The organism is Pseudomonas sp. DW-iso17, from assembly GCF_058725345.1.
Genome location: NZ_JBZXEA010000014.1, coordinates 1 through 23,042, shown reverse-complemented (window position 1 = coordinate 23,042; position 23,042 = coordinate 1). Strand labels below are relative to the sequence as shown.

Genomic DNA, 23,042 nt, shown 5'->3' with positions numbered 1-23,042 from the left:
CGCACATGCCTGTCGTTAATAACCATCGTTCCAAACAGACCGGGCCTGCTCAATCTATGCGAATGCGCCTTATGTTACTGGGCGGCGGGAATGCCCTCGGGCAGGCGCTGATTCGCCTCGGTGCGGAGGAAGACATCGGTTTCCTCGCCCCCAAACCGCCCCAAGACGGCTGGGATGCCGCAAGCCTCACCCAATTGCTCGACGACACCCGTCCCGATGCGTTGATCAACCTCGCCTACTATTTCGACTGGTTCCAGGCCGAAGCCGTAAGCGAAACCCGCCTGGCCGGCCAGGAATTCGCCATCGAGCGCCTGGCCGAACTGTGCCAGCACCACAGCATCACCCTGCTGCAACCGTCCAGCTATCGTGTGTTCGATGGCTCCCGCGCCACGGCCTACAGCGAGAAAGACGAGCCGGTGCCCCTGGGCCTGCGCGGCCAGGCATTGTGGCGTATCGAACAAAGCGTGCGCGCTACGTGCCCGCAGCATGTGCTGCTGCGGTTTGGCTGGCTGCTCGATGACAGCGCCGACGGCACCCTCGGGCGTTTCCTGGCCCGGGCCGAGAAACCCGATGAGTTACTGATGGCGGACGACCGGCGCGGCAATCCGACGCCGGTGGACGATGCGGCGCGGGTGATCATCTCGGTGCTCAAGCAACTCGATTGCGCTGCGCCGCTGTGGGGCACCTACCACTACGCCGGCCACGAGGCGACTACCCCGTTGGCGCTGGGGCAGGCGATTCTGACTGAAGCGCGCAACTTCCATCCGTTGGCCATCGAGTCCCCCACCGCCCAGGCCCACGCGGCGCGGCCGGACGCGGCAGAAGAACCGCAGCATGCGGTGTTGGCCTGCAAGAAAATCCTGCATACCTTCGGCATCAAGCCCAGGGCATGGCGGGCAGGCTTGCCGGCGCTTCTGGATCGCTTCTACCGCCATAGCTGACACCCCAAAACCAAAAGTGGGAGGGGACTTATGTGGGAGCTGGCTTGCCTGCGATAGCATCACCTGGGTATCACTGATACACCAAGGTGTCTGCATCGCGGGCAAGCCCGGCTCCCACATAAGCCCCCTCCCACTTGGGTTATGCGGTGTGGCGTAAACGGGACTTAGAACTTGTAGCCGATACCCACCATGTAAACCATCGGGTCTACATCCACATTGACCTTGGCCCGAGTGCCTTGGCCCAACGCGTTGTTATCCACAGTCGCCTTGGTGCTGATGTCGATATAGCGCGCCTGGGCGTTGATCATCCACTTGTCGTTGATCATGTAGTCGGCGCCGATCTGTGCAGCCCAGCCCCAGGAGTTCTCGGCCTTGAAGTTGCTGAAGCCGGCCTGTTCGGCGCGGCTGCCCACGTGCTCGTCGTAGATCCAGGTGTAGTTGATACCGGCGCCCACATACGGCTGGAACGCGGACTTGTGGTCCAGCGGGTAGTACACGACGCTCAAGGTCGGCGGCAGGTGTTTCAGCGTGCCGAGCTTGCCGTTGGCGGCGCCGAGGGCGGTGTTCTTGATCTTCACGTCATGCTCGAACGGCGTGGCCGCAAGCAATTCGATGCCGACGTGGTCGGTGATCATGTAGGCGAAGTTCAAGCCCAATTGGGTGTCGCTGCTCATGGTCGCCTTGCCGCCCAGGTTGGTACCGGCCAATGGGCCCTGGTCAACCTTGACGCTGCTGCTGTCGGCCTTCGGGTTCACGGTAATTGCACCGGCGCGAACCAGAATATCGCCCGCCTGGTGAGCGTGGGCGACGGGGGCGACGAGGGCGAGCGCGAAGAGGGACGCGCCGAGCAGAGACTTGTTCATGGGAGCTCCAAAGGACGTTTAAAAGTTGTACGTCCAATGGTAAAGATCGTTCCGTTCGGTCTTTTGACTCAGCTCAATGAAAGGGTGATCAGTCACTTTCGGCACTGATCAAAACCTGTGGGAGCTTCAGTGTGTTGCTGGTGGGGGTTATTCCTCCAGCTCGTACATATAAATCTTCTGGGCATCCATCTGGTAACCGGCATCGGCCAATTCGCTGGACGATGGCTTGACCTGCATCGCGCCTTCGATCCAGTACGGTTGATACAGCTCATCGAGCTTCACCCCCACCTCGCTTTTCACATGCACGATCTGGTTCGACGGCGGTGGCGGCACATGGATACAGGCGCCGAAATACGGCACCAGCAGAAACTCCGTGGTGCGGCCTTCTTCGCTGACTTCCAGCGGCACGATATACCCCGGCAAGCGAATGTGCTGGCCGTCCAGGCTCTGCACTACCGGCGCGTTGGGCAGGTCCTGCTTGGCTGCGGGCGCGGCCTCGACGGACAAGGCATCGGCCATGTTCGACAGGTCGTGCAGCGGCTTCATATTGGGCACTTCCGGCGGCGCATCCGGCGGGATCATCTCCTGCCAGGACAAATCCTTGGGCTGTTCATCCGCCCACACCGGAACGGCCGTCAGCAGCAACAGGGCAAACAGGGCACGACGCATCGGAGCCTTCCTCATAAACGGATGGACAGGCCATCGGCCAAAGATTGTCGATAGGCGCGCCACGCGGGCACGCTGCCCATCAACAGGGCGGCTGCCAGAATACCGGCGAGCAACGTCCATTCATATTCGCTCGGCCACGACATCGGCAGGTCCAGGCCGTAGTTGGCCTGCAAATAACCCCGTGATGCGGCTATGCACAGGTACAGCAACCCCAGGCCCGCCAACACGCCAGACAAGGCCAGGGCGAAGGCTTCGAAGATCAGCAGCGTTGCGATGTGCCAAGGCCGCGCACCCACCGACCGCAGGATCGCCATCTCGCGGCGACGCTCGTTAAGGCTGGTGAGGATCGCCGTGAGCATGCCGATCAAACCGGTCAGCACCACAAACAGCGAAATCACGAACAAGGCTTTTTCGGCGGTGCCCATCATGCTCCACAGCTCTTGCAACGCCACGCCTGGCAGGATCGCCAGCATTGGCTCGCCACGGAATTCATTGATCTCTCTTTGCAAGGCAAAGGTGGAAATCTTGTTGTTCAGGCCGAGCATGAACGCGGTAATGGCTTGCGGCGTCAGGTCCATATTGCGCGCCTGGTCGGCACTGATGCGGCCTTTGCCCTGGGCCGGCACGCCGTTGTGCCAGTCGATATGGATCGCTTCCATGCCGCCGAGGCTGATATGCAGCGTGCGGTCCACCGGCGTGCCGGTACGCTTGAGAATGCCCACCACCGTAAACGGCTTGTCGTCATGCTTGACCAGGCTGACCACCGCCACGCCGTGGGCCAGCACCAGCTTGTCACCGAGCTTGTAATGCAGGGCGTCGGCCACTTCGGCGCCGAGCACCACTTCGAATGGGTCGGTGGCGAAGGCGCGGCCGCTGGCCAGCGCGAGGTTTTGCTTTCGCCCGTACTGGTAGTGCTCGAAATAGGATTCGTTGGTGCCCATCACCCGGTAGCCGCGATGGGAGTCGCCGAGGGAAATGGGAATCGCCCATTTCACTTGAGGGCTGGCGGCGAAGTGCTCGTAGCTGTCCCAACGGATGTTGTTGGTAGCGTTGCCGATGCGGAACACCGAGTACAGCAGCAGGTTGACCGAGCCGGAGCGGGCACCGACGATCAGGTCGGTACCGCTGATGGTGCTGGCGAAACTGTTGCGCGCCTCGACGCGCACACGCTCCACCGCGAGCAGCAAGCAGACGGAAAGCGCGATGGCAAACGCAGTGAGGATCGCGGTGAAGCGGCGGTTAGCCAGACTGGCCATGGCTAGACGGAACAGATACATCTCAAACCTCTGCGGGCATGGCGGCGCGATTGAGTTCGGCCAGCGACAGGTTGCGGTCGAACAGCGACGCCAGGCTCTGGTCATGGCTGACAAACAACAGGCTGGCGCCCGCTTCGCGGCATTCTGCGAACAGCAACTGCAGGAAGGCTTCGCGGGCGTCGTAGTCCAGGGCCGAGGTGGGCTCGTCGGCGATCACCAGTTCTGGCTGGCCGATCAGCGCTCGGGCAGCGGCCACTCGTTGTTGCTGGCCGATGGACAGCGAATCGGCACGGCGTTCCAGCAGGCTCGGGTCCTTCAAACCCAGGTGCGCTAGCAAGGCCGCGGCGGCCTGGTCGACACTGCCGTGGCGCTGTTTGGCCCGTTGCGCGCGCAGCTTGGAAAAGTGGCAAGGCAGCTCGACGTTTTCGCGTACCGACAGAAACGGCAGCAAGTTGAACTGCTGGAAGATATAACCAGTGTGGTCCACACGGAAACGGTCACGAGCGCCGGCCGAGAGTTCGGTCAACTCCTGGCCGAGCAGGCGGATGCTGCCTTGGCTGGGTTTCTGCACGCCTCCCAACAGCCCGAGCAAAGTGGTCTTGCCACTGCCGCTCGGGCCCTTGAGGAACAGGGTTTCGCCGGGTTCCAGGCGGAACGCGGGGATGTCCAGCAACCGCGGGTGCCCGGGCCAGTTGAAGCCCAGGTCGGACAGTTCGATTAACGCTTGAGTCATGGGAATTCAGTGTCGCCTGGTAGTCGAAAATGGCGCCGATCCACTGTGGGAGCTGGCTTGCCTGCGATGGCATCGCTACGGTGTGCCTGCTGCACCGCATCGCCTGTATCGCAGGCAAGCCAGCTCCCACAGGGACTGTGCTTTCAAGTCAGAACTTCAGGGTGGCGGCGGTGGCCGTCGCGTCAACACCTTGCTGACCGCTCGGGCCGATCAGTTGTACCTGAATTTTCTGGGTGGCGGGGAAGGTCTTGAACACTTGGCTCAAGTCCAGGTTGCCCAGGCCCGTCGGCGTGGCGCAGGTGAACTGGTAATGGGCGTGGATTTCACTGTGGTCGTGATCATGCTTGTGGGCGGCGGCGCCTTTGCCGTCGGTGGCGTGGTCATCGTCGTCATGCCCGGCTTCTGGTTTGTCACCGAACAACGGGCTGTTGAGTTCCTGGCTGCTGACCACGCAACCTGCGGCCTTGGGCAGGTTGAACAGTGCCGATGGATTTTCCAGTTGCTTGCGCACGGCGGCGACCTTGGCTTTGTCGGCGGCGCTGGTCGCTACATGTTCGAAACCCACCAGGTTCATGGCCGGGCTGTCCAGTTCCAGCTCCAGGGCCTGGCCGTCCAGTACGGCATTCAGGCGCCCGACGCCATGTTCATGGGCGCCGAGGCTGCCGTGCTCGTGGTCATGGTCTTCATGGGCATGAGCGACAGCCAGTGGCAGCAGGGCAAACGGCAAAGCAAGCAGCAAACGGCGCATGAGAGGGCTCCAGGATGAAAGTTTTGTTATGTGATCTTATAACAATTGATCCCAGAGTTTGACCGCCCGCTTGGTGTTGCGCAAGCTGCATGGGAGCATGCCCGTCAGAAAAATGCAGGAGTAAGGACGATGTTGCGAATTCGTGGAACCATCGGCGACCTGCCGGTGGACTTGACCCTGGAGCTGGACGACGGCGATTGGGCGCGATTGGGTGCCCAACTGCAGGCCACCCCAACGCCCAGCGCGCCCACTGCGGCTCCGGTCAAACAGAACGAGGATCTGTGGCAGAACGCCCAGGATTTGCTGCGCAAGGCCGGACAACTCAATGGTCTGGAATTGCTCGATCAACTCGAAGGCTTGGCTGGCGATGCCGGGGCGGGCAAGCGCCTGCTGGTGCGCCTGCGCCACAGCGCCAAGGTGAAGGTGAGCAGCGGCGGGGATACGCCGCTGTACAGTTGGATCGGTGATTAATACAACGCGGCAAACAACTTGCGGCGGTACACCGTGACCAGCGGGTGATCATTGCCCAGCAATTCGAACACTTGCAGCAAGGTCTTGTGGGGCAGGCCTTCGCTGTAGCTGCGATTGCGGATAAACAACTTGAGCAAACCTTCCAGCGCCGCGTCGTATTGCTGGCGCGCCAGTTGCTGGATCGCCAACTGATAGGCCGCTTCGTCATCCTGCGGGTTTTGCGCCAGGCGGCTTTTCAGCTCGGCAGCGTCCGGCAAATCCGCCGCCTGGCGCAGGAAGGTGATTTGCGCCTTGGCCCCGGCCAGGGCGGCCTTATGGTCGTCGCTCTTGACTGCGTCGAGCACGGCCTGGGCTTCACCCAGCTCACCGCGCTCGGCCAGGCAGCGTGCATAGAGGATCAGGGCGGCGGCGTTGGTATTGTCCTCGCCCAACAATTGCACCAGCAACGCTTCGGCCTCGCTGATGCGCCCTTCGCTGAACAGCGCCTGAGCCTGCTCCAACGGGTCCGCCGCAGCCGGCGGTGGCATTTGCACATGGGGCTCCAGCATCGCCCGCACGGCCGACTCCGGCTGTGCACCGGCAAAGCCGTCCACCGGTTGGCCATCCTTGAACAGCACCACCGTCGGCAGGCTTTGAATGCCAAAACGCGCCACGATGTCCTGTTCGGCTTCGCAGTCGATCTTGGCGAGCAGCAACTCACCCTGATAACTCTCGGCAATCTTCGCCAGCATTGGCATCAGTGCTTTGCAGGGTGCGCACCACTCGGCCCAGAAATCGACCAATACGGGCTTTTCGAAGGAGTTCTGGATAACGGCCTGATCGAAGTTGGCGGTGGTGACGTCGAAGATGTACGGCGTGGGCTCACTCATGGGGCGTCTCGAATAAAGCGGGAATGGGGGCAACTATAAGGGCTGGCGAGGTTGGCTGAAAGCATCGTGGTAGCTCCCACCTTGAAATGCATTCCCCTGTGGGAGCCGGCTTGCCCGCGATGGCCTCAAGCACGCCGCGAATGGTACAGGCTCACCTTGCGAAACTCCCACGGCTCGGCCAGGTCTGGCAGGGTCAAGGCCTCGAGGATCTCCAGCCGCTGGTAATCCGGATGCTGGAAATCCCGTACCCGCGAATCCGCCACCAGCGCTTCGCGGCCACGGGTGAGGAACTGATCCAGCAACGGCAGGTTGGCGCGGTCATAGAGCACGTCGGCCACCAGAATCAGGTCGAAGCGGTCGGCTTCGGCAAAAAAGTCTGCCGAATAACTCAGCGCCACCTGGTTGAGTTCGGCATTCGCACGGCAAGCGGCCAAGGCCAGTGGGTCCAGGTCGCAGGCCACCACCTCCAGGGCGCCAGCCTTGACGGCGGCGATCCCGGCTACGCCCGAACCTGCGCCGAAATCCAGCACGCGTTTGCCGGCGACCCACTCAGGATGCGCTGCCAGGTAACGCGCCAACGCCAGGCCGCTGGCCCAGCAAAAGCTCCAGTAGGGCGGCTCATGCAGGATACGCCGGGTTTCTTCCTGGCTGAAGGCACGGTCCATGTTGTCGGCGTCCAGCAACCACAACGACAACGCGGTACCCGGCAACGGGCAGGGCACCAATTGCGCATCGCCAATCAACGCGCTCAAGGCGTGTTGCAGGCCCAGCGGTGGCGTCATGGCGCCTTGACGAGTTGCAGGGGGCCGGTGCTCTGGGTGATCGCCTGGGTGACGCGCACGGCAGGCAGATGCAGGATCAGCTGGCCGGACTGGCTGGCGCGGCCGCGCAATTCCACGCGGGCACCGGCCGGGAAGGCTTCAGGGTTGAAGCGCAGGCGGAAGGCCAAGGGCTTGCCGTTGCCGCTCAGTACGCTGCTGGCGAGCAGTTGCTGCGGGCGCGAACGGTCGTCGATCACCAAGAGCGCCATCTCGACTTCGGCACCGGCGGGCACGTTGGTCAGGCTGCCGCTGATTTCGCGCTGATAGGCGGGCAGGGGGCCGAGGTCTTCAATGCCCGGCACTTTTTTCTCTTGCGCCGGTGTTGGTTGAGGCGCGGCCGGCTTGGGGGCTTCGCTGCTGCAGGCGACCAGAAAACTGAACAGGCTGAGTAGAACGAGTGGTCGTAACTGCATGTACGGCTCCAGAAAGGACAAAATCCGTGGCTTAAAAATATGAAACATATAAGCCTGCCTATATACCGTAAAGGCTATGGCTTGTCTTGCCACAGGGATGCGCTACCATGGCCCTCCCATTTTTTGTTGCCTGCCAACCATGCACTGTCCCTTCTGCGGTGCCAACGACACCAAGGTCATCGACTCGCGTCTGGTCGCCGAGGGCGACCAAGTGCGTCGCCGGCGCGAATGCCTGGCCTGTGGTGAACGTTTCACCACCTTCGAAACCGCCGAACTGGTGTTGCCGCGTCTGATCAAGTCCGACGGCAGCCGCCAGCCTTTCGACGAAGAAAAACTGCGCGCCGGTATGCAGCGCGCCCTGGAAAAGCGCCCGGTGAGTGTCGAGCGCCTGGAAGCGGCGCTGGTGCATATCAAGCACAAGCTGCGGGCGACCGGCGAGCGCGAGGTCAAGAGCCTGGTAGTCGGTGAGCTGGTGATGGGCGAGCTGCAAAAACTCGACGAAGTCGCCTATATCCGTTTTGCCTCGGTGTATCGACGCTTCCAGGACCTCAATGAGTTCCGCGAAGAGATCGACCGCCTGGCCCGTGAGCCCTCCAAACAATGACATCTGAACAGGCTGTGCTCGACGCCCACTACATGGCCCGTGCCCTCGAATTGGCGCGCAAGGGCCTGTACACCACCCACCCCAATCCGCGGGTTGGCTGCGTGATCGTGCGTGACGGGCAGATTGTCGGCGAAGGCTGGCATGAGCGCACCGGCGAGCCCCATGCCGAGCCCAATGCCCTGCGCGCCGCTGGCGACAAGGCCCGTGGCGCGACGGTGTACGTGACCCTTGAACCGTGCAGCCATCATGGCCGTACGCCGCCCTGTGCCGATGCGCTGGTGACCGCCGGCGTCGCGCGGGTGGTGGCCGGCATGCAGGACCCGAACCCCGAAGTGGCTGGCCGAGGCATGCAACGCCTGGCCCAGGCCGGTATCGAGGTGCGTAGCGGTGTGCTGGAAACCGAAGCGCGGGCGCTTAACCCCGGCTTCCTCAAGCGCATGGAGCACGGTCTGCCGTTTGTGCGGGTCAAGCTGGCGATGAGCCTGGACGGCCGCACGGCGATGGCCAGCGGCGAAAGCCAATGGATCACCGGCCCCGCCGCCCGTGCTGCGGTGCAACGCTTGCGTGCCGAGGCCAGTGTGGTGTTGACCGGTGCCGACACGGTACTGGCCGACGGTGCCCGCTTGACCGTACGCGCCGCCGAACTGGGCCTGGACGACGCAACCACCGCCCTGGCCATGTCGCGCCCGCCGTTGCGCGTGCTGATCGATGGCCGCCTGCGGGTGCCGCTCAACGCACCGTTCTTCAAGGCCGGCCCGGCATTGGTCATCACCTGCGTCACCCCAGAGAACCAGTTCCCCCGTGGCCCCGAGTGCCTGGTAGTACCGGGCGTGGAAGGCCAGGTTGACCTGCGCTCGGCATTGGTCGCCCTGGCTGCCCGTGGCGTCAACGATGTGTTGGTGGAAGCCGGCCCAAGCCTGGCCGGCGCGTTTGCCCAACAAGGCCTGGTGGATGAATACGTGATATTCATCGCCGGCAAGTTCCTCGGCTCCGCTGCCCGCCCGTTGCTGGACTGGCCGCTTGATAAGTTGGCCGATGCTCCCCAACTCAAGATCACCGAAATGCGCGCTGTGGGCGACGACTGGCGAGTCACTGCCATCCCCGTCCCAGCAGTGAGCGTATAATTCCCGGTCTGCGCTTGAGCGTCAGCCCCCTCGTTTTCAGGAGAACGAAATGTTCACCGGCATTATCGAATCCATCGGCAGCATCCGTGCAATGACCCCCAAAGGCGGGGATGTCCGCCTGCTGGTTGAAACCGGCAAGCTGGACCTCGGCGACGTCAAGCTGGGCGACAGCATCGCCGTCAGCGGCGTGTGCCTGACCGTCATCGAGCTGCCGGGCAACGGCTTTGCTGCCGATGTCAGCCGGGAAACCCTGGACTGCACCGCGATGAACGATCTTGCGGCCGGCAGCCCGGTCAACCTGGAAAAAGCCCTGACGCCCACCACGCGCCTGGGCGGTCACCTGGTCAGCGGCCACGTCGACGGCGTCGGCGAAGTGGTGGCCCGCAGCGAGAACGCCCGCGCGGTGGAATTCCGCATCCGCGCGCCCAAAGAGCTGGCCAAGTACATCGCCCACAAAGGCTCGATCACCGTCGACGGCACCAGCCTGACCGTGAACGCCGTGAATGGCGCCGAATTTGAACTGACCATCATTCCCCACACCCTCAGCGAAACCATCATGGCCTCGTACCAGCCGGGTCGCCGGGTGAACCTGGAAGTGGACTTGCTTGCCCGTTACCTGGAGCGCCTGTTGCTGGGCGAAAAGGCCGCAGAGCCTGCATCAGGCAACATCACCGAAAGTTTTCTGGCCGCTAACGGCTACCTGAAATCCTGACCAAGGGGGTGCCGCGTGGCGCTCAATAGCATCGAAGAACTGGTTGAAGACATCCGCCAAGGCAAGATGGTCATCCTCATGGATGACGAAGATCGCGAGAACGAAGGCGATATCATCATGGCCGCCGAAGCGTGCAAGCCCGAGCACATCAACTTCATGGCCAAGCACGCCCGTGGGCTGATCTGCATGCCCATGAGCCGCGAACGCTGCGAATTGCTCAAGCTGCCGTTGATGGCACCGCGCAATGGCTCGGGTTTCGGCACCAAGTTCACCGTATCCATTGAAGCCACCACGGGCGTCACCACCGGCATTTCCGCCGCTGACCGCGCCCGCACCGTGCAAGCCGCCGCCGCGAAAGACGCCAAGGCCGAAGACATCGTCAGCCCCGGCCACATCTTCCCGCTGATGGCCCAACCGGGCGGTACCCTGGCCCGTGCCGGCCACACCGAAGCCGCCTGCGACCTGGCGCGCATGGCCGGTTTCGAGCCAAGCGGGGTGATCTGCGAAGTGATGAACGACGATGGCACCATGGCCCGTCGTACTGAACTCGAAGCCTTTGCCGCCGAGCACAACCTCAAGATCGGCACCATCGCCGACCTGATTCACTACCGCATGATCCACGAACGTACCGTTCAGCGGATTGCCGAGCAGCCCCTGGACAGCGAACTGGGCCAATTCAATTTGGTGACCTACCGTGATTCAGTGGAAGGCGATGTGCACATGGCCCTGACCCTGGGCAACATTTGCGCCGAAGAACCGACCCTGGTACGCGTACATAACATGGACCCACTGCGTGACCTGTTGATGGTCAAGCAGCCCGGTCGCTGGAGCCTGCGCGCCGCCATGGCTGCGGTTTCCGAGGCTGGCAGCGGTGTGGTGCTGTTGCTCGGCCACCCGCTGGACGGTGATGTATTGCTGGCGCATATCCGCGAAACCGCTGACGCCGTGCCGGTGAAAAAACCGACCACCTACAGCATCGTCGGTGCCGGTTCGCAGATCCTGCGCGACCTGGGTGTGCGCAAAATGCGCCTGATGAGCGCACCGATGAAATTTAATGCGATATCCGGATTCGACCTGGAAGTTGTAGAATACGTGCCCTCCGAATAAAGGCCGGCGATTTTTGCCCCTTGTTCGCGGTTAAATCATCACTGAGGGACGCACTTTTCGCGTCCCGGCTCTTTAAGAGATTTGTCGAATGACCCTGAAGACCATCGAAGGTACCTTCATCGCCCCCAAAGGCCGCTATGCCCTGGTGGTTGGCCGCTTCAACAGCTTCGTGGTTGAGAGCCTGGTAAGCGGTGCGGTTGACGCCCTGGTTCGCCACGGTGTGAGCGAGAGCGATATCACCCTTATCCGCGCGCCTGGCGCCTTCGAAATTCCACTGGTTGCGCAAAAAGTTGCTCAGCAGGGTGAATACGCGGCGATCATCGCCCTGGGCGCGGTCATTCGTGGCGGCACTCCGCACTTCGAATACGTGGCCGGCGAATGCACCAAGGGCCTGGCCCAGGTGTCCATGGAATTCGGCGTGCCAGTCGCTTTCGGCGTACTGACCGTTGATTCCATCGAGCAAGCCATCGAGCGTTCCGGCACCAAAGCCGGTAACAAAGGCGCTGAAGCTGCCTTGTCCGCCCTGGAAATGGTCAGCCTGCTGTCGCAGTTGGAGGCCAAGTGATTTCCGACGAAAGCGATCAGTTCAACCCTCAGGACCCGCGTCCTGCCGATGCCGGCAAACCGTCCAAGAGCGAGAAGCGCCGCAAGGCGCGTCAACTCGCGACCCAGGCGCTGTACCAGCGTCACCTGGCGGGCGCTTCGCTGAACGAAATCGAGGCACAGTTTCGCGTCGATAACGATTTCACCTTCGCCGACCAGAGCTACTTCCACGACATCCTGCACGGCGTGCACGCCAACCTGACCGAGATCGACACAGCCCTGGCGCCATGCCTGGACCTGACCATCGAAGAGCTCGACCCGGTTGAGCTGTGCGTGATGCGCCTGTCTACCTGGGAGTTGCTCAAGCGCGTTGACGTGCCGTACCGCGTCGTGATCAACGAAGGCATCGAGCTGGCGAAAGTCTACGGTTCGACCGACGGCCACAAGTTCGTCAACGGCGTGCTCGACAAGCTGGCCCCGCGCCTGCGTGAAGCCGAAGTGAAGGAACACAAGCGCTAATCTGCGCTTGATTCCTCAATGGGTGAGTTTGAGCTGATCCGCACATACTTCGCCGCCGCGCCCTGTGCGCAAGGTGGCGAAGGCATTGCCCTGGGGATCGGCGACGACTGCGCCTTGCTGGCGCTTCCCGCCGGGGAGCAACTGGCAGTCTCCACCGATACGCTGGTGGCTGGCGTGCATTTTGCCGACCCCTGTGACCCGTTCCTGCTCGGCCAGCGCTCGCTGGCCGTGGCGGTGAGCGACCTGGCCGCCATGGGCGCCCACCCCCTCGCCTTTACCCTTGCCCTGACCACGCCGAGCGTCGAAGCCGATTGGCTGCAACGCTATGCCCAAGGTTTGAATGCCATGGCGCAAAACTGCGGCGTGGGCCTGGTGGGCGGCGATACCACCCGTGGGCCGCTGAGCCTGACCCTGACCGTGTTCGGCCGCGTGCCGGCTGGCCAGGCCTTGACGCGCAGCGGTGCACAGCCGGGCGACCTGCTGTGTGTCGGCGGCGAGTTAGGCAATGCCGCTGGCGCGTTGCCGCTGGTATTGGGGCAACGCACGGCTGACGCGGCAATCGCCGAGCCGCTGCTGGCGCATTACTGGTCGCCGCAACCGCAGTTGGCCCTGGGGCTTGCGCTGCGGGGCAAGGCGACAGCGGCGATGGATATCTCCGATGGGCTGTTGGCCGACTGTGGGCATATCGCCAAGGCGTCAGCGGTGCGCCTGGTGGTTGAGCGCCACCGGTTGCCGTTGTCCGAGGCCTTGCTGGCGTTTGTTGGTGAAGACCAGGCTCACGTGGCGGCGTTGAGTGGGGGCGACGACTATGTGCTGGCGTTCACCTTGCCACCGTCCGAGTTAGCGCCGTTGCAGGCGGATGGCTGGCCGGTGCATGTGGTCGGCCGGGTCGAAGCGGGGCAGGGCGTAACGCTGCTCGACGTCCACGGCCAGGACATCACCCCGGCTGTGCGCGGCTACCAGCATTTTCGCCAGGCGCCCTAAGCCGGCGGTCTGCGCTACCCTTTATACGATTATCCCAAGTAAGAGGCCGTGACTATGGCTGCATGCCGCTGGCTGCTGATCGTGCTGTGTACCTTCGCTTCCCTGGCCCAGGCGGACACTCCCATGCCCGGCAAAATCGTGCTGGCCAGTGAGGAGTGGAACGACTACACCAACAAAGATGGCAGCGGCCTGGCCTGGGACCTGTTGCGCCAAGTCTTTGAACCGGCTGGCATCACCGTGCACATCCGCAGCGTACCCTATACCCGCTCGGTCGGCCTGGCCCAGCGTGGTGAGGTGGATGGTTGTGTCGGCACCTATCGCGATGAGGCCAGCGGTGTGTTGTACCCCCGCAGGAACTTCGACGCCGATCATGTCTACGCCCTCGGGTTGGCCACTGCGCCGACACCGACCCTGGCGACCTTGGGCAACTATCGCCTGGCCTGGGTGCGCGGCTATAAATACGAGGAATACCTGCCCACCGTGCGCCGCTTCAACCAGATCGAGCGGCGCAGCGGCATTCTGCCGATGCTACAACACGGCCGTGCCGATTTTTATATCGACGCCCTCACCGAAGCCAAATACGTGCTCAGCCAGGCGCAAGACCCGGCGCTGTTCAAACTCACCCATATTGCTGAACTGCCGCTCTACGTAGGCTTTGCCGACACAGCGCGCGGCAGGGCATTGATGGCCATGTATGACCAGCGTTTGGGCATCCTGGTCCAGACCGGTGAGCTGAAAGCGATTTTCGAACGCTGGAAACAGCCGTATCCGTTCTGACGCCCATAGAACTGACTCAAAGGCCAATCGAACCTATTGATCTTTATCAGCGATAATTCAGCTTAAGCGTCTGTAGGAACGTGCTGTTACAATGCCCGCCTCTGTGAAATCTGAAATCAGGAGCACACGGTGCCCGTCGTTTTCGTCGCCGCTTCCAAGCTGCCTACCCCTTTTGCCACGTTCACCATGAACGGCTTTCTTGAAGAAGCCACCGGGCGCGAGCACGTTGTGCTCAGCCTCGGCGACATCACGGATGGCGCGCCGGTGCTGGGGCGTGTGCATTCCGAGTGCCTGACCGGCGATGCGCTGTTCAGCCAGCGCTGTGACTGCGGCTCGCAACTGGAGGCTGCACTGCAAGCCATCGCCCGTGAAGGCCGTGGCGTGTTGCTGTACTTGCGTCAGGAAGGCCGCGGCATTGGCCTGTTGAACAAGATCCGCGCCTACGAACTGCAAGACGGCGGCGCCGACACCGTCGAGGCCAACGAGCGCCTGGGCTTTGCTGCCGACCAGCGCGACTACGCCATCTGCCTGCCGATGCTCGAGCACCTGGGGGTCAAATCCCTGCGCCTGATGACCAACAACCCCCGCAAGGTCAAAGCCTTGACCGAGATGGGCATCACCGTGGCCGAGCGCGTGCCGCTGCACACCGGGCACAACCCGCACAACAAGCTCTACCTGGCCACCAAAGCCAGCAAGCTCGATCACATGATGGGCAACGAGCACCAGGGCGAGGTCGACCGCGCGTGACCCGTGGCCAGGTGAAACGGCGACTGTCCTTCAACTGGTGGCAGTACCTGGCCCTGGCATTGCTGCCGTTGTTCGTGATCAACCTGCTGTTTGGCCGGGCTGAATCCTTGTTGCCCGTCTTGGCCATGCCGTTCTTCATCGCCGGCGTGGCCTCGATGTTTCTCAGCCTGCGTTATTTTCACGCCTACAAACACGCGCTGATCGCCACCTCCAAAGCCCTTGATACTGCTCAAGAGCCGGCAGCCTGGATCACCCTGGCGGCGCGTCGGCGCACGGCGTTGCTGGTTGCAGCGTTACCGGCCTGGATTGGCGCGCTGGCGGTGTTCGTCGGCCTGGAGGCGGTGCCGCTGTTTCTGTTGGCGCTGTCGACGCTGGTGTTGTTCTATCTCTATCGCATACCGCGTCAGTTGGGATGAAGCGCTATTGGCTGGCGCTGCTGCTGATATTCAGTGCCCAGGGCTGGCCGGTCGAGCGGGTTGTCAGCCTGGCGCCGTCGCTGTCTGAAATCGTGCTTGAACTGGGCGCCGAGGACTTGCTGGTCGGCGTGCTTGATGGTGGTGACCGCCCGGCGGCGTTGGCGAAGGTGCCCTCGGTCGGGCACTACGGCCAGTTGGACATGGAGCGCCTGCTCAGCCTCAAGCCCGACCTGATCCTGCTCTGGCCTGGCAGCGTCGGCCCGGCCCAGCGCGAGCAGCTCCAACGATTGAATATCCCGGTGTACGTCGCCGAACCCCACAGCCTTGAACAACTGACCGCGCAGGTGCAGGCCATTGCCGAGCAATTGGGCCGCGCCGAGGCCGGGCACCAGCGCGCGGCACAATTGCGCCAGCGCTTGGCCGAGTTGCGCCAGCGCTACCAGCGGGCCGAGCCGCTGCGAGTGTTCTACCAAGTGTGGAACCAGCCGCTGTACACCGTGGGCGGTGGGCAGATCATCAGCGATGCCCTCAGCGTGTGCGGGGCGCGCAATGTGTTCGATGACCTGAAGTTGCCGGCGCCGCAGGTGAATATCGAATCGGTGCTGGCGCGAGACCCCGAGGTGATCCTGGTGGGGGATCAGGCTCAGAGGGAGGCCTGGACGGCATGGCCGGCGATGGCGGCTCGGGTGCGGTTAGTGCCGGACAAGGGCCTTGAGCGGCCCAGCGGGCAGATGTTGGAGGCGGTGGGGCGGTTGTGCCAGGTGATTGCGCCGAACCTGTGACAACGCTATCGCAGGCAAGCCAGCTCCCACAGGGGAATGCATTTCAATTGTGGGAGCTGGCTTGCCTGCGATGACGCCGGATCAGGCTACTTAGAGCTCAGGTGTCCACGTCACCCCGAACATCCACACCCGACCTTCTTCACGATAATTCTGGTTTTCCCCGAGGTAGCTGTACTTCGCCCGTGCATAAGACTTGTCCAGCGCGTTATCCACCTTCAGCGACAACGACACCTCCCGGTTCAACGCCCAACTACTGCGCAGCCCCAACAAGGCATAACCGCCCAGACGGTTGCGGTTGGCTTCATCGTCGTAGCTGCTGCTGATCGCTTGCCAGCTGGCGCCGAGACCGAGTTGATCAAATTGCCGGTCCAGATCCAGGTTCACCGTTCGCCGTGCGCGACGTGCCAGGGTGTGGCCGCTGTCACGGTCACGCGGGTCGATAAGCGACAGGCCCAGGTTGCCCTGCCAGCCAAACAGTTCTTGCTTGAGCGCCGCTTCAAAGCCGTTGATCCGCGCCGACGCCACGTTTTGCGGCTTGCCGGCGTCAAGGATGATCGCGTCGCTCAGGTCGGTGCGATACAGCGAGGCTTCCAGGCGTGTGCTGTCGGTCAGTTGGCTGCGCCATTGCAGCTCGTAGCTCTTTGATGTCTCGGGCTGCAGGTTGGGGTTGCTGTATTGCGTGTCGGGGTAATAGAGGTCGTTGAAGGTTGGCGCACGAAAGCCTTCGCTGTAGCTCAAGAGCAAGTCATTGTCGGGGTTGACCGGCAAGGTCAGGGTGCCGCTCCAACTGTTCTGGCCGCCGAACTGCTGGTTCTGGTCACGGCGCAGGCCCAGTTCGGTGGAAAACCATTGGCTTTGGAAGCGGTGCTGCACGAAGGCCGCCCGGTTCCAGCGGCTGTTCTCGGTAAAGGTGGTGGAACCGTGGAAACGGTCTTCATACCAGTCGCCACCGACGATCAGGCTGTTTTGCTCATCCAGGATCAGGTCGTTCTGCCAATTGACCGAGTCGCGGTAGGTGTTGAATGCGCTGTAATCATCGCTGAGGGTATCGCGCTTGGTGTCGCGGTTTTCACTGTGGCCCAGCTCCAGGCGCGACTGCCAGCTGTCATTGAGCTTGGCATCGACATAGCCGCTGGCGCTGCTCACGGTGTAGTCGGTGTAGGGTTTCTGGCCGAGGCTCTGCCCGGTGGCGCCGTCGTAGCGGCCATAACTGTTGTCGTACTGCGACTTGCCACGGTTATCCAGCAGATTGAAGCCCACCTCCAGCTCATCACTGAACGAGTGGCTGAGGTTCAGGCTGATGGACTGGTTGCGGTAGGCATCATGGTCGCCGTCACTGGGGAACGACGCGTGGCTCGCGTTGATGCCGGCGGTTTCATCCAGGCTCGCGCCCAGGTTGAAGCGCGTGTGTTCATCGCCGCCTGACAGGCCCAGGCTGCGTTCCCAGGTCTGGTTGCTGCCAAAGCCAAGTTTCAGGCGCGGCTGCAAGCCTTGCTCGGCATTGCGCCGGGTGAACACCTGAATCACCCCGCCAATCGCATCGCTGCCGTAAATGACCGAACGTGAACCGCGCAGCACTTCCACCCGTTCAATCTGATCGACGTTGAGGTATTGCAAGCCGCTGTCGCCGGAGGTGGTGTTGGCGATGCGTTGGCCGTCCACCAGCACCAGGCTCTGCGCCGACTTGGTGCCGCGAATGAAAATCCCCGGCAAACTGCCACGCCCACCGGTCGGCGCAACTTGCACGCCCGGCACGCGGCTGAGCAGGTCGGTGACGCTGGTGGGTTGCAGGCGGTCGATGTCGGCGCGGGTGAAGACGGTGTTGGCGGCGCTGCTGTCATTACGCGCCTGGACTTGGCGGTTGGCGCTGATGACCACGTCGGAGAGCTTCAGGGCCTGGTCGCGGGTGTCGGCGAGCAGGTCGGCGCAGGGAAGCAGTAGCAGGGCAAGGCACAGGCGTTTCATGGGCTGTCCATAGCATTCGAAGGTCATGCAAAACCACTGTGGGAGCTGGCTTGCCTGCGATAGCGGTGTATCTGACACATTGTTAGCGAATGTGCCGCCGTCATCGCAGGCAACCAGCTCCCACAGTTGGGGCTGATTACAGATTCAGTAGCGCCAGGCGCTCGCGCACGGACGCCTCGATACCCGCTTCATCCAGCCCGCATTCAGCCAGCATCTGCGCCGGCTTGGCGTGTTCGACGTATACATCTGGCAAGCCCAGGTGCAGCACCGACTTGAGGATGTTCTCCCGCGCCAGGAACTCACTGACCGCCGCACCGGCGCCGCCCATGATGGCGTTCTCTTCGACGGTCACCAGCAGCTCATGGCTGGCGGCAATTTCGCGTACCAACGCTTCATCCAGTGGCTTGACGAACCGCATGTCGACCACGGTGGCGTCGATCTTCTCGGCGACTTTCAAGGCTTCAGCCAGTTGCACGCCAAACACCAGGAACGCAGTTTTGCTGCCTTGGCGACGCACGATGCCTTTACCGATTTCGATCGGCTCCAGGTCTTTTTCGATCACGGCGTTCGGGCCGGTGCCGCGCGGGTACCGCACAGCGGCCGGGCCGTTGTACAGGTGGCCGGTGCTGAGCATCTTGCGCAGTTCGTTCTCGTCGCTCGGGGTCATCACCAGCATGCCGGGGATGCAGCGCAGGTACGACAGGTCGAAACTGCCCGCATGGGTCGGGCCGTCTTCGCCCACCAGGCCGGCACGGTCGATGGCGAACAGCACGTCGAGGTTCTGCACCGCCACATCGTGAACCAATTGGTCATAACCGCGTTGCAGGAAGGTGGAGTAGATCGCCACCACCGGCTTGGCGCCTTCGCAGGCCATGCCGGCCGCGAAGGTCACGGCGTGTTGCTCGGCAATCGCCACGTCGAAGTAACGCAGCGGGAAACGCTCGCTGAACGCCACCAGGTCGGAGCCTTCCTTCATCGCCGGGGTAACACCCACCAGACGCGGGTCGGCGGCGGCCATGTCGCATAGCCATTCGCCAAACACCCCGGAATACTTCGGCCCGCTGGCCTTTTTCGGCGCGGCGGCGGGAGCGTCCAGGGGTTCGAGCTTAGTGATCGCGTGGTAACCAATCGGGTCGACTTCCGCCGGAGCGAAACCTTTGCCTTTCTTGGTGACGATATGCAGGAACTGCGGGCCCTTGAGGTCGCGCATGTTGCGCAACGTCGCGATCAGGGTCGGCAGGTCGTGGCCGTCGATAGGGCCGATGTAGTTCCAGCCCAGCTCTTCGAACAGGGTGCCGGGTACCAGCATGCCCTTGGCATACTCTTCGGTGCGGCGCGCAATTTCCCATGCGCCAGGCAGACGCGACAGCACTTTCTTGCTGCCTTCGCGCATGCTGGCGTAGGTACGGCTGGAGAGGATCTTCGCCAGATAATTGGACAGGCCACCCACGTTGCGCGAAATCGACATGTCGTTGTCGTTTAGGATCACCAACATGTTGGCGTCCACTTCCGGCGCATGGTTCAGCGCTTCGAAGGCCATGCCGGCGGTCAGCGCGCCATCACCAATCACCGCAATCGCCTTGCGCTCACTGCCTTGCAGGCGGGCGGCAATCGCCATGCCCAGTGCTGCACTGATGGACGTGCTGGAGTGGCCGACGCCAAAGGTGTCGTACTCGCTCTCGGCACGGCGTGGGAAGGCGGCCAGGCCGTCCTTCTGGCGCAGGCTGGCCATGCGCTCGCGACGGCCGGTGAGGATTTTATGCGGATACGCCTGGTGGCCCACGTCCCACACCAGCCGGTCGTCCGGGGTGTCGAACACGTAATGCAAGGCGATGGTCAGCTCGATCACGCCCAGCCCGGCGCCAAAATGCCCACCGGTCTGGCCGACCGTGTAGAGCAATTCCAGGCGCAGCTCATCGGCCAGGGTTTCCAGCTCGGCTTCACCCAGTCGACGCAGGCCGTCCGGCGTGGCAGCACGGTCGAGCAGGGGCGTAGACGGGCGTTTGCGGGGAATCTCTTGAAACGTCGTGGGCATCAGGCGAATCGTTATAGGTATAGAAGAGGCGGCAGTTTACCTCAAGCCGTGCAAACTGCCCACGCAGAGGGCCGAACTTGGCCGATATGCAGCGCAAATGGCCGCGGCTGTCAGTGGCGACGTTCGACGATATACCGCGCCAGGTCACGCAGTGGCTCGGCCGCCGCGTCGAAAGGTCGCAGGGCATCCAGAGCCTGGTCACGCAGCTCGATGGCATACGTCTTGGCGGCTTGCAGCCCCAGCAAGGCAGGATAAGTCGGCTTGTCACGTGCGATATCGGCGCCCTGGCGTTTACCGAGGGTGGCGGTGTCGCTTTCCACGTCGAGGATATCGTCCTGTACCTGGAAGGCCAGGCCGACAGCACGAGAATAGGTCTGCAGCGCCGCTAATTGCTCGGCGTCGGCACGGCCACTGGCCAGGGCGCCCAGTTGCACGGCGGCCTCAATCAGCGCACCGGTCTTGTGGCGATGCATGTGTTCGAGGGCTTTTTGATCGAGCTTGAGGCTGACCGAGCCCATGTCGATGGCCTGCCCGCCGACCATTCCAGCCGGGCCCGCTGCATGGGCCAGGGCGGTGACCATGCGCAAGCGGATCTCGGCGTTGACGCTGCTTAGCGTCGGGTCCAGCAATGCGCTGAACGCCAGGCTCTGCAAGCCATCTCCGGCCAGAATTGCATAGGCCTCATCGAAGGCTTTGTGGGTGGTGGGCTGGCCGCGACGCAAATCATCATCGTCCATTGCCGGCAAGTCGTCATGCACCAGGGAATAGGCGTGGATCAACTCGACCGCACAGGCCGCACCATTCGCCTCGGCTGCCGGCGCCCCGAGAGCTTCGCAGGCGGCATAGGCCAGCAACGGGCGCACCCGCTTGCCGCCATTCATCACGCTGTAGCGCATGGCTTCATAGAGGCGCGTCATTTCCGGGCTTGGCGCAACAAACAGGGGCTCCAGCGCGGCATTCACCCGGGCTTGGCTACTGGCTTGGTATGCGCTGATCATTCCGGCTGTTCCGCATCGAAAGGCTCTTCGGCCAACTCCCCGTCACGCTCCAGCAACACCTGGACCTTCTGCTCCGCCTGCGCCAACGCGCTCTGACAGTCGCGGGTCAGGCCGATGCCTTGCTCAAACGCTGTCAACGAGTCTTCCAGCGACAACTCGCCGTTCTCCAGACGCTCGACCAGGGCTTGCAGGTCGGCGAGGGATTGTTCGAAATCGAGTGCAACTTTTTTGCGGGCCATGGCGGCAATTCCGGTAGACGGTAAACCGGCGCGACACTAGCAGACATGGGGGGATTGGGGCAAATGAGTAGGGGGCTACTCCTAAGGGGGATTGACGTGATAACGCGTACTGCGGCCGCCCCCGCGGAGGCGCACCAGGCAGTTTTTTCCAGTAGGTCGGCCAGGATTCAGCGTGGGTGATTCATAGGCATGCCTGGGGGGGAGCCGAATAGACGGGTTATTCGGCTCATTTGGTGAGCCGATTGCGCGAGCTATTTCGCATTTCAGTGAAAACAGGCGTCGATTCTTTCGACTTTTAGTTTGATAAAATGGTCGTTGCATTCGGGGTGGTCGTAATGTAGACCCTCGACATTAAGAGATGTGAAAGACGTTAATATTTCATTGTGCAGGTCTCCGTAGAGTACATAGGAATAACCGTGATTTGTATGTTTTATCAGTGTTTTAATTTTGTCGATTCGCGCAATTTCGTAGTTTTCGGAAAGATTTAATGTTAGCTCTACGTCATAGGTCTTACCCACTTCAAGTTCATAGGGGCAATAGCTGGCGAAGCAGTTTATGGTCGTTCCTTCGATGATGAGGGTCACGTCTTCTTCTATATGCTCGTTGAGCGCTACGACTTTTGCTTTTTTATAATTAATGGTTGTAAGGTCTGATGGTTTTGTCAGTGGCGTCGCCATTTATCATCCTCCAGAAGTCTTTCCCACTTTTGGTATGTAAGGTGGTTATGTTGCCATCTGCATTCGTACCCGCGAATGCAAATTTCGCTTGGCCCGTTCTATTCGTTCCCATGAGTAAAACATATCCTGTTGTCGATTTGCTTTTGTAGAGGTAATTGACAGGAATGCCTTCGTTCACGACATGTCGTGCCGTGAGTAAATATTCATTGGGGGTCTCTACTCCGAATTCTGGCCCATGCTTTTCGTAATGCTCGTTTAGTTTTTGCTTGTTGGCAAACTCCGTTGGACGGATTGTTACGGTTGGCTGGTTTGGTTCGCCTGTATTTACCTTAGCTGTATCTGCCGGCTCTTCAACGTCTGCTTGCGATTTGCATCCGTCCTCCCCAGGACACTTACTTAAGCCTAGCGGATCCACCCACCCTGTCGGATTGGGCACGTACTGGTAGCCATTGACCCCACCCGCCAACTTCACCGGATCCGGCGTCAGGTAGCGACCAACATCCGGATTGTAGTAGCGATGGCGGTTGTAGTGCAGCCCGCTTTCCTGATCGAAGTATTGACCCTGGAAACGCAGTGGGTTGTCGATTTTGCCCACGTCGAGCCGGGCGATCTGGCCGTAGGCGCGGTAGTGGGCGGACCAGACGATTTCGCCTGCGGTGTCGGTGAGTTCTTGTGGGGTGCCGAGGTGGTCGAGTTGGTAGTGGTAGGGCGTTGTGACTTTTGGGCCGAAGCCTTCCAGCAGTGCCAGTGGGTGGAAGCTGCCGGGCTCGTAGATGTAGCTGCGATGACAATCCGCATGATGCTCGGCAATCAACTTGTCGCCTTGCCAGAAAAACTCTGTGGTCTTGCCACCTACGGTCTTGCTGATACGCCGCCCAAAGGGGTCATAGCGGTAACTGGCGGTTTCGCCGTTGGGCTTCGTCACGCTGATCAGCCGGTGCTGGCAGTCGTAGCGATATGCAGTGACGAGCTGATGGCCCTTGCCGCGTCGTTCGCGGATGAGGTTGCCGAAGGCGTCATAGTCATAGT

27 protein-coding genes are annotated in these 23,042 nt (G+C 61.9%); 13 read left to right on the top strand and 14 right to left on the bottom strand.

Annotated features, from left to right (window positions below; genetic code table 11):
• Positions 1–56 precede the first annotated feature (56 nt).
• Positions 57–941, top strand: coding sequence for a sugar nucleotide-binding protein (locus AC4PS6_RS12760; RefSeq protein ID WP_074059154.1), 885 nt, complete (start codon positions 57–59; stop codon positions 939–941).
• Positions 942–1,105: 164 nt separating this feature from the next.
• Here the strand turns inward: AC4PS6_RS12760 and AC4PS6_RS12755 are convergent, their stop codons facing one another.
• The 5 genes from AC4PS6_RS12755 to AC4PS6_RS12735 form a co-directional block, all read right to left on the bottom strand.
• Positions 1,106–1,804 (bottom strand): OmpW/AlkL family protein, encoded by a 699-nt coding sequence (locus tag AC4PS6_RS12755; RefSeq protein ID WP_014720136.1) that lies wholly within the window; start codon positions 1,802–1,804, stop codon positions 1,106–1,108.
• Between the two features lie 147 nt (positions 1,805–1,951).
• The gene (locus AC4PS6_RS12750; RefSeq protein ID WP_020302441.1) at positions 1,952–2,473 is read right to left on the bottom strand and encodes a DUF3299 domain-containing protein; all 522 of its coding nucleotides are present in this window, start codon (positions 2,471–2,473) and stop codon (positions 1,952–1,954) included.
• Between the two features lie 11 nt (positions 2,474–2,484).
• Positions 2,485–3,750: an ABC transporter permease gene (locus tag AC4PS6_RS12745; protein ID WP_014720134.1), complete on the bottom strand. Its 1,266-nt coding sequence runs from the start codon at positions 3,748–3,750 to the stop codon at positions 2,485–2,487.
• Position 3,751: 1 nt separating this feature from the next.
• Positions 3,752–4,462, bottom strand: a complete 711-nt coding sequence (locus AC4PS6_RS12740; protein WP_034125931.1) for an ABC transporter ATP-binding protein — start codon at positions 4,460–4,462, stop codon at positions 3,752–3,754.
• Positions 4,463–4,610: 148 nt separating this feature from the next.
• Positions 4,611–5,210, bottom strand: coding sequence for a DUF2796 domain-containing protein (locus AC4PS6_RS12735; protein ID WP_060766676.1), 600 nt, complete (start codon positions 5,208–5,210; stop codon positions 4,611–4,613).
• A gap of 129 nt (positions 5,211–5,339) precedes the next feature.
• Here AC4PS6_RS12735 and AC4PS6_RS12730 point away from each other — a divergent pair, with 129 nt between their 5' ends.
• Positions 5,340–5,681 carry a hypothetical protein gene (locus AC4PS6_RS12730; protein WP_003194591.1) on the top strand — a complete coding sequence of 114 codons (342 nt, stop codon included), beginning with the start codon at positions 5,340–5,342 and terminating at the stop codon, positions 5,679–5,681.
• On the opposite strand, the gene trxA is transcribed toward AC4PS6_RS12730, so the two are convergent.
• The 3 genes from trxA to AC4PS6_RS12715 all read right to left on the bottom strand — a co-directional run bounded on the left by trxA (position 5,678) and on the right by AC4PS6_RS12715 (position 7,784).
• Positions 5,678–6,550, bottom strand: a complete 873-nt coding sequence (gene trxA / locus AC4PS6_RS12725; protein ID WP_019818859.1) for a thioredoxin — start codon at positions 6,548–6,550, stop codon at positions 5,678–5,680. The genes AC4PS6_RS12730 and trxA overlap by 4 nt on opposite strands.
• Positions 6,551–6,675: 125 nt before the next feature.
• Entirely contained in the window at positions 6,676–7,332 is a 657-nt protein-coding gene (locus AC4PS6_RS12720; protein ID WP_014720130.1) for a class I SAM-dependent methyltransferase, read from the bottom strand.
• A complete protein-coding gene (locus tag AC4PS6_RS12715; protein WP_003194586.1) occupies positions 7,329–7,784 on the bottom strand; it encodes a YbaY family lipoprotein in 456 nt (151 codons plus the stop codon). The genes AC4PS6_RS12720 and AC4PS6_RS12715 overlap by 4 nt, the downstream gene beginning before the upstream one ends.
• 139 nt (positions 7,785–7,923) lie before the next feature.
• Here AC4PS6_RS12715 and nrdR point away from each other — a divergent pair, with 139 nt between their 5' ends.
• The 11 genes from nrdR to AC4PS6_RS12660 all read left to right on the top strand — a co-directional run bounded on the left by nrdR (position 7,924) and on the right by AC4PS6_RS12660 (position 16,099).
• Complete coding sequence (gene nrdR, locus AC4PS6_RS12710; protein WP_019818855.1) at positions 7,924–8,388, top strand: transcriptional regulator NrdR; 465 nt, start codon at positions 7,924–7,926, stop codon at positions 8,386–8,388.
• Positions 8,385–9,512, top strand: a complete 1,128-nt coding sequence (gene ribD, locus AC4PS6_RS12705) for a bifunctional diaminohydroxyphosphoribosylaminopyrimidine deaminase/5-amino-6-(5-phosphoribosylamino)uracil reductase RibD (protein ID WP_019818853.1) — start codon at positions 8,385–8,387, stop codon at positions 9,510–9,512. The genes nrdR and ribD overlap by 4 nt, the downstream gene beginning before the upstream one ends.
• Positions 9,513–9,561: 49 nt before the next feature.
• On the top strand, positions 9,562–10,224 hold the full coding sequence (locus AC4PS6_RS12700) for a riboflavin synthase (protein WP_014720128.1): 663 nt from the start codon (positions 9,562–9,564) through the stop codon (positions 10,222–10,224).
• Positions 10,225–10,239: 15 nt separating this feature from the next.
• A complete protein-coding gene (ribBA, locus tag AC4PS6_RS12695) occupies positions 10,240–11,331 on the top strand; it encodes a bifunctional 3,4-dihydroxy-2-butanone-4-phosphate synthase/GTP cyclohydrolase II (RefSeq protein ID WP_003194579.1) in 1,092 nt (363 codons plus the stop codon).
• Between the two features lie 88 nt (positions 11,332–11,419).
• Positions 11,420–11,896, top strand: a complete 477-nt coding sequence (gene ribH, locus AC4PS6_RS12690; protein WP_003194576.1) for a 6,7-dimethyl-8-ribityllumazine synthase — start codon at positions 11,420–11,422, stop codon at positions 11,894–11,896.
• Positions 11,893–12,393 carry a transcription antitermination factor NusB gene (nusB, locus tag AC4PS6_RS12685; protein WP_014720126.1) on the top strand — a complete coding sequence of 167 codons (501 nt, stop codon included), beginning with the start codon at positions 11,893–11,895 and terminating at the stop codon, positions 12,391–12,393. The genes ribH and nusB overlap by 4 nt, the downstream gene beginning before the upstream one ends.
• A gap of 18 nt (positions 12,394–12,411) precedes the next feature.
• Entirely contained in the window at positions 12,412–13,377 is a 966-nt protein-coding gene (thiL, locus tag AC4PS6_RS12680) for a thiamine-phosphate kinase (RefSeq protein ID WP_019818852.1), read from the top strand.
• A gap of 54 nt (positions 13,378–13,431) precedes the next feature.
• Positions 13,432–14,154: a substrate-binding periplasmic protein gene (locus tag AC4PS6_RS12675; RefSeq protein WP_019818851.1), complete on the top strand. Its 723-nt coding sequence runs from the start codon at positions 13,432–13,434 to the stop codon at positions 14,152–14,154.
• A gap of 129 nt (positions 14,155–14,283) precedes the next feature.
• The gene (gene ribA, locus AC4PS6_RS12670) at positions 14,284–14,901 is read left to right on the top strand and encodes a GTP cyclohydrolase II (protein WP_005791841.1); all 618 of its coding nucleotides are present in this window, start codon (positions 14,284–14,286) and stop codon (positions 14,899–14,901) included.
• Complete coding sequence (locus tag AC4PS6_RS12665) at positions 14,898–15,317, top strand: hypothetical protein (protein ID WP_014720123.1); 420 nt, start codon at positions 14,898–14,900, stop codon at positions 15,315–15,317. Before ribA ends, AC4PS6_RS12665 begins: the two co-directional genes overlap by 4 nt.
• The gene (locus AC4PS6_RS12660) at positions 15,314–16,099 is read left to right on the top strand and encodes a helical backbone metal receptor (RefSeq protein WP_198833770.1); all 786 of its coding nucleotides are present in this window, start codon (positions 15,314–15,316) and stop codon (positions 16,097–16,099) included. The genes AC4PS6_RS12665 and AC4PS6_RS12660 overlap by 4 nt, the downstream gene beginning before the upstream one ends.
• A gap of 90 nt (positions 16,100–16,189) precedes the next feature.
• Here the strand turns inward: AC4PS6_RS12660 and AC4PS6_RS12655 are convergent, their stop codons facing one another.
• From AC4PS6_RS12655 to AC4PS6_RS12630, 6 genes are all read right to left on the bottom strand, one after another.
• A complete protein-coding gene (locus tag AC4PS6_RS12655; protein ID WP_073452023.1) occupies positions 16,190–18,064 on the bottom strand; it encodes a TonB-dependent receptor domain-containing protein in 1,875 nt (624 codons plus the stop codon).
• 136 nt (positions 18,065–18,200) lie between these two features.
• Positions 18,201–20,099: a 1-deoxy-D-xylulose-5-phosphate synthase gene (gene dxs / locus AC4PS6_RS12650; protein WP_014720120.1), complete on the bottom strand. Its 1,899-nt coding sequence runs from the start codon at positions 20,097–20,099 to the stop codon at positions 18,201–18,203.
• 110 nt (positions 20,100–20,209) lie between these two features.
• Complete coding sequence (gene ispA / locus AC4PS6_RS12645) at positions 20,210–21,097, bottom strand: (2E,6E)-farnesyl diphosphate synthase (protein ID WP_336827403.1); 888 nt, start codon at positions 21,095–21,097, stop codon at positions 20,210–20,212.
• On the bottom strand, positions 21,094–21,336 hold the full coding sequence (locus AC4PS6_RS12640; RefSeq protein WP_003194556.1) for an exodeoxyribonuclease VII small subunit: 243 nt from the start codon (positions 21,334–21,336) through the stop codon (positions 21,094–21,096). The genes ispA and AC4PS6_RS12640 overlap by 4 nt, the downstream gene beginning before the upstream one ends.
• A 263-nt stretch (positions 21,337–21,599) precedes the next feature.
• Positions 21,600–22,013 carry a UCP019853 family protein gene (locus AC4PS6_RS12635; protein WP_146051521.1) on the bottom strand — a complete coding sequence of 138 codons (414 nt, stop codon included), beginning with the start codon at positions 22,011–22,013 and terminating at the stop codon, positions 21,600–21,602.
• Positions 21,970–23,042: RHS repeat domain-containing protein (locus AC4PS6_RS12630; RefSeq protein WP_492180849.1), on the bottom strand; the 1,073-nt coding region annotated here is incomplete at its 5' end. The genes AC4PS6_RS12635 and AC4PS6_RS12630, both read right to left, overlap by 44 nt.

What these genes read in the sequence shown, in the direction of transcription:
- AC4PS6_RS12760 (WP_074059154.1), top strand. Translation starts at nt 57, where the DNA reads ATGCGAATGCGCCTTATGTTACTGGGCGGCGGGAATGCCCTCGGGCAG.
- AC4PS6_RS12755 (WP_014720136.1), bottom strand. Translation starts at nt 1,804, where the DNA reads ATGAACAAGTCTCTGCTCGGCGCGTCCCTCTTCGCGCTCGCCCTCGTC.
- AC4PS6_RS12750 (WP_020302441.1), bottom strand. Translation starts at nt 2,473, where the DNA reads ATGCGTCGTGCCCTGTTTGCCCTGTTGCTGCTGACGGCCGTTCCGGTG.
- AC4PS6_RS12745 (WP_014720134.1), bottom strand. Translation starts at nt 3,750, where the DNA reads ATGTATCTGTTCCGTCTAGCCATGGCCAGTCTGGCTAACCGCCGCTTC.
- AC4PS6_RS12740 (WP_034125931.1), bottom strand. Translation starts at nt 4,462, where the DNA reads ATGACTCAAGCGTTAATCGAACTGTCCGACCTGGGCTTCAACTGGCCC.
- AC4PS6_RS12735 (WP_060766676.1), bottom strand. Translation starts at nt 5,210, where the DNA reads ATGCGCCGTTTGCTGCTTGCTTTGCCGTTTGCCCTGCTGCCACTGGCT.
- AC4PS6_RS12730 (WP_003194591.1), top strand. Translation starts at nt 5,340, where the DNA reads ATGTTGCGAATTCGTGGAACCATCGGCGACCTGCCGGTGGACTTGACC.
- trxA (WP_019818859.1), bottom strand. Translation starts at nt 6,550, where the DNA reads ATGAGTGAGCCCACGCCGTACATCTTCGACGTCACCACCGCCAACTTC.
- AC4PS6_RS12720 (WP_014720130.1), bottom strand. Translation starts at nt 7,332, where the DNA reads ATGACGCCACCGCTGGGCCTGCAACACGCCTTGAGCGCGTTGATTGGC.
- AC4PS6_RS12715 (WP_003194586.1), bottom strand. Translation starts at nt 7,784, where the DNA reads ATGCAGTTACGACCACTCGTTCTACTCAGCCTGTTCAGTTTTCTGGTC.
- nrdR (WP_019818855.1), top strand. Translation starts at nt 7,924, where the DNA reads ATGCACTGTCCCTTCTGCGGTGCCAACGACACCAAGGTCATCGACTCG.
- ribD (WP_019818853.1), top strand. Translation starts at nt 8,385, where the DNA reads ATGACATCTGAACAGGCTGTGCTCGACGCCCACTACATGGCCCGTGCC.
- AC4PS6_RS12700 (WP_014720128.1), top strand. Translation starts at nt 9,562, where the DNA reads ATGTTCACCGGCATTATCGAATCCATCGGCAGCATCCGTGCAATGACC.
- ribH (WP_003194576.1), top strand. Translation starts at nt 11,420, where the DNA reads ATGACCCTGAAGACCATCGAAGGTACCTTCATCGCCCCCAAAGGCCGC.
- thiL (WP_019818852.1), top strand. Translation starts at nt 12,412, where the DNA reads ATGGGTGAGTTTGAGCTGATCCGCACATACTTCGCCGCCGCGCCCTGT.
- AC4PS6_RS12675 (WP_019818851.1), top strand. Translation starts at nt 13,432, where the DNA reads ATGGCTGCATGCCGCTGGCTGCTGATCGTGCTGTGTACCTTCGCTTCC.
- AC4PS6_RS12660 (WP_198833770.1), top strand. Translation starts at nt 15,314, where the DNA reads ATGAAGCGCTATTGGCTGGCGCTGCTGCTGATATTCAGTGCCCAGGGC.
- AC4PS6_RS12655 (WP_073452023.1), bottom strand. Translation starts at nt 18,064, where the DNA reads ATGAAACGCCTGTGCCTTGCCCTGCTACTGCTTCCCTGCGCCGACCTG.
- dxs (WP_014720120.1), bottom strand. Translation starts at nt 20,099, where the DNA reads ATGCCCACGACGTTTCAAGAGATTCCCCGCAAACGCCCGTCTACGCCC.
- ispA (WP_336827403.1), bottom strand. Translation starts at nt 21,097, where the DNA reads ATGATCAGCGCATACCAAGCCAGTAGCCAAGCCCGGGTGAATGCCGCG.
- AC4PS6_RS12640 (WP_003194556.1), bottom strand. Translation starts at nt 21,336, where the DNA reads ATGGCCCGCAAAAAAGTTGCACTCGATTTCGAACAATCCCTCGCCGAC.
- AC4PS6_RS12635 (WP_146051521.1), bottom strand. Translation starts at nt 22,013, where the DNA reads ATGGCGACGCCACTGACAAAACCATCAGACCTTACAACCATTAATTAT.